Source organism: Actinospineispora acaciae DSM 45401, assembly GCF_000620785.1.
In the GTDB taxonomy this organism is placed as follows: domain Bacteria; phylum Actinomycetota; class Actinomycetes; order Mycobacteriales; family Pseudonocardiaceae; genus Pseudonocardia; species Pseudonocardia acaciae.
In genome coordinates, this window is the sequence record NZ_JIAI01000052.1 from 1 (window position 1) to 6,316 (window position 6,316).

Genomic DNA, 6,316 nt, shown 5'->3' on the forward strand with positions numbered 1-6,316 from the left:
CCCGCCGATCCCGCCCGCGCCGAACGCCCCGGATCCGCCGCCGAACAGCGACGAGCCGTCACCGCGCGCCTCCCGCAACGGCAGCGGCCCGAACGCGCCTCGCTCACCGCCGCGGGCCCCGAGCCCGTCGCGGCCCGCCGCGCTCAACGCGCCGCGCACCGTGTCGGCGGCCCCGGACAGCGCGCCGCGCACCTGCCGGCCCAGCTTCTCGCCGCCCACGCTGGACGCGATGTTGCCGGCCATGTCCACCGCGCCGGAGACCAGCCGTTTCACGCTCGCCCCGCCGTCACCGGCCAGCCGCCGGCCCTGGCCGCGAAGCTCGCCCCGAAGCTCACCGCGCAGCTGGCCCCGTAGCCGATCCCGGGACGCCCCGATCTCGTCGCCGAGCCCGCGCAACCGCTCCCGCGACCCCGACAAGCCCGCCCGCGACAGCCCGCCCTCGGACGAGCCGGCGCCGCCCAGCGCGCTCAGTCCGTTCAGCCTGTCCAGCCCGGACACCGCCCGCCGCGCGATGTCCGACCGAGGCGCCTTCCGTACGGACTTCGCGCCGAGCTCGCCCAGCCGGGAGCCGACCGCCTCACGAACGGCCGCCTTGGTCGCGGTGGCCGGACGCTGCCCCGCGAGCGCACGCCGGACGTTGTGATCGGCCGCGCGGCCAAGACTACGGTCGGCCACCCGTTCGGCCGCGCGGCCAAGACTCGAATCGGCCACCCGGTCACGCTGCCGGTTCTTGGCACCGACCGTCCGATCCGAAAGCTCGACGAAACGGCCACCCGAGCCGCGCGACTGCCCCGCGCGATCCTCGGTGCGGCCCTCGGCCCGGACCCGATCCCGCCCCGACCCGCCGTCGAACCGCGAACCGGTGGGACGGGCACCCTTGCCGTCACGGCGCTCGCCGCGCGAGTACGCGGCCCTGCTCTCCGACTTCGCGCCCCGGCCCTCCGACCGCCCGAAGCTCCCGCCCGAGCTGGAGCCGTCCCTGTCGCCGGAGCCACTCGCCTTGCCCGACTTCCCGGACTTCCCGCTCGCCTTACCCGACTTCCCGTTGGAGCTCCCACCGGACTTCCCGCCCGACTTCCCGCTCGACCCGCCCGACTTGCCGGACTTCCCGCTGGAGCTCCCACCGGACTTCCCGCCGCCGGACCCCGAGCCCCCGCCCTTCTTCATCGGCACGGCATGGCTGACGGTCACGACCTGACCGCCCGTCACCCCGCCCGAAGAAGCCGGACCCGCCCCAGCGACCAGCCACAACAGGAACGCCCCGCCCACCACCGCGCAGCAGCTCACCACCACCCGCAGCACGGCCGGCAGCACGGCGCTCGCGCACCGCCGCACACCAGCCGACCACGACATCACGTGAACCACTCCGCACCATGGGGCGGCGCAGCCCACCAGGGCGCGCCCACCGACGAAATAGGAGACCTTCCGGCCCGAACGGCGTTTTCTCCCCGGTACAAGTCACGTAGAGAACCGGCCCACCACGGGTGCGCAACATCAGCACGTTGGCGGCCGAAGCCCATTCGGTGTCACGACCAACGCCGTGACGTGATCGAACTTAGGTGCCCTCCGTAACCAACCAGGGCGCCCGAACTGAACACCAGATGAACGACCCGTGAGTGGCTAGAGCCGTCATAGCGGCCCCAGCCACTCACGACCCCAGCCACTCACGGCCCGAGCAACAACTCCGGCAGCCGCCCGAGCGCGCGCTGGAACGGCCCGCCGTCCCCGAACAACCGCCCGTACACCAGCCCGCCCTCCAGCCAGGCGAACGCATCCTCCGCGGCCTCCCGCGCCTCGATCTCGGGCCGCCCCCCGCGCCGCGCCGCGTCCGCCATCGTGGAGACCCACATCTCGGCCACCTCCGCCGCCCGGCGCCGCACCCGCTCCGGGGCGCCGTGCAGCGGCAGGGTGTCCATCACGCACGACAGCAGCCCGCCGCCGTAGAGCTCGCCGATCCGCTCCGCCGACCGGACGACCCCGGCCCGCGTGTCCGGATCGGTCCGCATCGGCTCCAGGAACTGCTCGAACAGCCGCCCCACCCGGTCCAGCACGGCCTCGGCCATCTGCGCCTTCCCGTCCGGGAACCGGTGGTACAGGCTGGCCCGCCGCAGCCGCGCGGCCTCGGCCAGCGCGCCCAGCGACGCCCCCTCGTACCCGGCCGTGCGAAAGACCTCGGCGAGCCGGTCATACAGCTCGTCGTCCAGCACCGAAGGTGGCCGCGCCATCCCGCCGACATTACCGAACGACCGGTCAAACCACCAGCCCCAAGGCCGCTCCAACAACCGTCGCCCTCGTCACGTTGCTTTACCGGTCGTTCGGTAATAACTTCGGCGTCACCAAAACGGACCGAAACCAAGGAGCACCCCGAGATGCCATACATCACCGTCGGCCAGGAGAACACCGCCGAGATCAACCTCCACTACACCGACCGGGGCACCGGCCAGCCCGTGGTCCTGATCCACGGCTACCCCCTCTCCGGCGCCTCCTGGGAGAAGCAGGAGCAGGCCCTCCTGGACGCCGGCTACCGCGTGATCACCTACGACCGCCGGGGCTTCGGCCAGTCCAGCCAGCCCAGCGTCGGCTACGACTACGACACCTTCGCCGACGACCTGGACAAGGTCCTGACCACCCTCGACCTGACCAACGTGGTCCTCGTCGGCTTCTCCATGGGCACCGGCGAGGTCGGCCGCTACCTGTCCCGCCACGGCGCCGCCCGGGTCGCCAAGGCCGCCTTCCTGGCCTCCCTGGAGCCCTACCTCCTGAAGACCGACGACAACCCCACCGGCGTCCCCGCCGAGGTCTTCGACGGCATCCAGGCCACCGCCAAGGCCGACCGCTACGCCTGGTTCACCCAGTTCTACAACGACTTCTACAACCTCGACGAGAACCTCGGCACCCGCATCAGCGACGAGGTCGTCCGCGCCTCCTGGAACACCGCCAGCACCGCCGGCTCCAAGGCCTCCTGGGCGGTGGTCCCGAGCTGGCTCACCGACTTCCGCCCCGACCTGCCCAAGGTCGCCGAAACCGGCGTCCCCGCCCTGATCGTCCACGGCACCGCCGACCGCATCCTGCCCATCGACGCCACCGCCCGCGAGTTCACCAAGCGCCTGCCCAACGCGAAGTACGTGGAGATCGAAGGCGCCCCCCACGGCTTCCTCTGGACCCACGCCGACGAGGTCTCCCAAACCCTCCTGGACTTCCTGTCCGCCTGACAACCCGTGAGTGGTTAGCGTTGTCATGGCAACGCTAACCACTCACGACGTCAGCCGGGAACTCTCCCAAGGCCGAGCCCGTAGCCTCCGCTCATGTCGATCCGCTGGCACGTCGGCTCGGTCCTGGCGGTCACGGCCTTGCTACTGGGCGCCGGCGGCCTCGAGCGGCCCTACACACCGGTCGCGGCGAACCTGAACGACCCGTGCACGCTGCTCAGCGGCGAGGCGGTCGGCAGGGTGTTCGGGGTCAACAACGTGCGCGGCGTGCCCAAGCCACCGAGGACCGCGGCCAACGGGCTGCCGACCCACTCCTGCGACTACCGCGCGGCGCTCCCCGACGTCTCCCTCGGCGAGCTGCTCACCACCGTCACCGACCGCTCGGTGACGCCCGCGCAGGTCGCCGAGGCCTGGCAGCGCGCCAAGCCCGGCGCGCGCCCGATCCCCGGCGTCGGCGAAGCCGCCGTCTACTACGTCGACCAGCAGTACAAGGCCGGGGTGGCGGGAGCAGCGAAGTCGACGCCCGGCGGAACCGTGGCGGTGCTCTACAGCGGCTCGACCCGGGCGAGCCAGGAGATGCTGGCCTCCCTGGTGAAGCAGGCCATCGACGCCGTGAGTGGCTAGGGCGCCTGGACCGGGAGCCCGACCGACTCGGCGGCCTCGGCCTGGCGCCTGTCGTAGGTCACCATCACGTCCGCGTTGGCCCGCAGCGCGACCGCCAGATGCAGGGCATCCAGGCTGCGCAGGTGCGGCCCGGGCAGCAGCCCGGCCTCCCGGAACAACGCCCGGTCCAACTCCACCAGGTCCAAGCGGTCGAGCAACCCGGTCACGGCCGCCTGCGGCAGGCGCAGCCGCTCCGCCAGCCGGCGCAGCTCGGTCTCCAACAGCATGCTCGACAACAGCGCATCGCCCTGCTCGGCCGCCTTGTCCAGGTACGCGGCGAGCCGCCCCGAGGCCGCTTCCTCAACGAGGAGCTTGGCCACCGCCGAGCTCTCCACGTAAAGGATCACCGATCGCCGCGCAGCTCGTCCAGCACGTCCAGCACCGGCTCGTCGACCCGGAACCGCTCCAGCTCGCTGAACCCACCCCGGCGCGTCGCCCGCCGGATCCGCACCGAGGCGGCCTCGGCACGCGGAGCGGGCACCAACGCGGCGACGACCTCACCGTTGTTGCTGACGTAGACCGTCTCCCCCGCCTGTACCTCGCGCAGGACCGCACTGCTGTTGTTGCGCAGCTCGCGATGCGGAATCGTCCTCGCCATGTAGCAAGCGTAGCAACATCGACTCCACCACCAACCGGCACGACCCCTAGTTCGAGTTCCCCGTACAGGCTTGGCCGAGGCGCGGACACCTATGCGTACGCATTTGGGTACACTTTCGGAGTGTTGCTTCCGCGAGTGCTGTCGTTCCGCGAGTTCCGGCAGGCGCTGGCCGCCACGTTGAAGCGTGTCCAGGAGCCGGGCGCGGATCCGGTGTTCGTCGGGACGCACCGCAAACCGGAGGCGGTCCTGATGTCGGTATCGCGCTACGAGGAGCTCCTCACGGCCGCCGAGAGACGCGCCGACGTCGCCGAAGCGCTCGCGTCGGTGCGCGCCGAAGGCCTCGAGCCCGGGCCCGAGGGCCTGGCCTTGCTCGAGGAGGTCGCCGCCGGCCGGATGGACACCGAGCACGCCCGACAGCGAGTCCTAGCCCGCTACCACAAGTGACCGGCCCGGATCCCTATCTCGACCCGACCACCGGGGTGCTGCGCAACCGCCTCGGCATCACCGACCCCGCCGAGCTGGCCAGAGCCGAAGCCGAACTGACAGCGCTGCGCCTGGTCGAGCTGCGCCGCACACCGCTACCGGGCCACTACGACCTCGCACACCTGCGAGGCTTCCACCGGTTCATCTTCGGTGACGTCTACGACTGGGCCGGCGAGCCACGCACCGTGTCGATCGGGAAAGGCCATCTGTTCTGCCTCCCCCAACACATCGATTCCTTCGCCGCCGACATCTTCGGCCGTCTGGCCGGGTGGAGCTACCTGCGTGAGCTAGACCGCGACGAGTTCCTCGACCGCCTCGCCGAGCTGCTCGCCGACATCAACGCCCTGCACCAGTTCCGCGAAGGCAACGGCCGCACCCAGCGCGCCTTCCTCACCCAGCTCGCCGACGACGCCGGGTACCAGCTGCGCTGGACAGCGATGGACCCCGCAACGAACGTCGAGGCGTCCAAAACGCGCGCACCAGGGCGACAACAGACCGTTGCGCGCCATGCTCGACGCCCTCGTGACCGAGCCCCCGCGTCCACCCCAGCCGCGCGCCCCCACTGACGACACCTGACCAGGACCGCTCGCTGCCCTGCCTACCGGTAGAGCCTCCACCGCCAGCGGGTCCCGCTCCACCCAGATCACCAGCCGCTGCCCCAGCCCGGCCACGACATCGGCCGCGCGCAACAGCCGCTTGACCTCGCTGAGGTTCGTCCAGCTCCCCGCATCCGCGATACCGGTGACCTGGCTCCCGGACGCCCCGAACGACCGCCCGCACCGGGTCGACAAGCGGTCGGGCGGACCGCGCGGCGGCTCGTCCGCGCGGGGTGGCGTAGGGGTGCACGAGCTCACCGCGCCAGCGCACCAAGGTCAGGCGCAGGCACTCGACGGTGATGCGGTGGATCTCCAGGCCGGCGACCGCGGTGGCCGGGCCAGTGCTGGCCCGCCAGGCCCGGGCGAGCCAGGAGATGCTGGCCTCCCTGGTGAAGCAGGCCATCGACGCCGTGGGTGGCTAGGGAGCCTGGACCGGGAGCCCGACCATGTTGCCGTTTTGGGCCTCTGCCGGCCTTGACCGGCGTACGCTACTCACGCGCGCGCCGCGATGTTTCGGCTCGCGCCAGGGCCGGTACTTGAGTGCTCCGCGCTTGGGTGTCGCTTCCCGCGTGACGTGACCGTGGGTGGTGTTTCCGGTTGGATCTGGGTGCCTGTTGAGCCCCAGAAAGGGCGAGTTCTCGCCGGTCTTTCTTTGGTGACCCGTTGGGGTGCTGGTGATGGTGTCGGTGGCTTCGGCTGGGGGGCGGCGTGTTCGCGTCGTGCTCTCGGTTGTGCTGTCGGTGCTGTCGCGGGTGTCCTGGCGGCCT

7 protein-coding genes and 1 pseudogene are annotated in these 6,316 nt (G+C 71.5%); 4 read left to right on the plus strand and 4 right to left on the minus strand.

The window, feature by feature from the left end:
* Both N912_RS64380 and N912_RS0147835 read right to left on the minus strand, forming a co-directional pair.
* A pseudogene (locus N912_RS64380) lies at positions 1-1,353 on the minus strand (hypothetical protein); the annotation flags it as partial.
* A 311-nt stretch (positions 1,354-1,664) separates the two neighbouring features.
* Positions 1,665-2,225, minus strand: coding sequence for a TetR/AcrR family transcriptional regulator (locus N912_RS0147835; RefSeq protein ID WP_084212117.1), 561 nt, complete (start codon positions 2,223-2,225; stop codon positions 1,665-1,667).
* A gap of 144 nt (positions 2,226-2,369) precedes the next feature.
* On the opposite strand from N912_RS0147835, the gene N912_RS0147840 reads away from it, so the two are divergent.
* Positions 2,370-3,212: an alpha/beta fold hydrolase gene (locus N912_RS0147840; RefSeq protein WP_028927988.1), complete on the plus strand. Its 843-nt coding sequence runs from the start codon at positions 2,370-2,372 to the stop codon at positions 3,210-3,212.
* 93 nt (positions 3,213-3,305) lie between these two features.
* Positions 3,306-3,833, plus strand: a complete 528-nt coding sequence (locus N912_RS59560; RefSeq protein ID WP_051581815.1) for a hypothetical protein — start codon at positions 3,306-3,308, stop codon at positions 3,831-3,833.
* On the opposite strand, the gene N912_RS0147850 is transcribed toward N912_RS59560, so the two are convergent.
* The gene (locus N912_RS0147850) at positions 3,830-4,219 is read right to left on the minus strand and encodes a type II toxin-antitoxin system VapC family toxin (RefSeq protein WP_051581816.1); all 390 of its coding nucleotides are present in this window, start codon (positions 4,217-4,219) and stop codon (positions 3,830-3,832) included. The genes N912_RS59560 and N912_RS0147850 overlap by 4 nt on opposite strands.
* Positions 4,216-4,470 (minus strand): type II toxin-antitoxin system Phd/YefM family antitoxin, encoded by a 255-nt coding sequence (locus N912_RS0147855; protein ID WP_028927990.1) that lies wholly within the window; start codon positions 4,468-4,470, stop codon positions 4,216-4,218. Before N912_RS0147855 ends, N912_RS0147850 begins: the two co-directional genes overlap by 4 nt.
* Before the next feature lie 120 nt (positions 4,471-4,590).
* Between N912_RS0147855 and N912_RS65440 the strand changes: the two genes are divergently transcribed.
* Together N912_RS65440 and N912_RS59570 are read left to right on the plus strand one after the other, a co-directional pair.
* Positions 4,591-4,914: an antitoxin VbhA family protein gene (locus tag N912_RS65440; protein WP_211261659.1), complete on the plus strand. Its 324-nt coding sequence runs from the start codon at positions 4,591-4,593 to the stop codon at positions 4,912-4,914.
* Positions 4,911-5,519 (plus strand): Fic/DOC family protein, encoded by a 609-nt coding sequence (locus N912_RS59570; RefSeq protein WP_051581817.1) that lies wholly within the window; start codon positions 4,911-4,913, stop codon positions 5,517-5,519. The genes N912_RS65440 and N912_RS59570 overlap by 4 nt, the downstream gene beginning before the upstream one ends.
* Positions 5,520-6,316 lie beyond the last annotated feature (797 nt).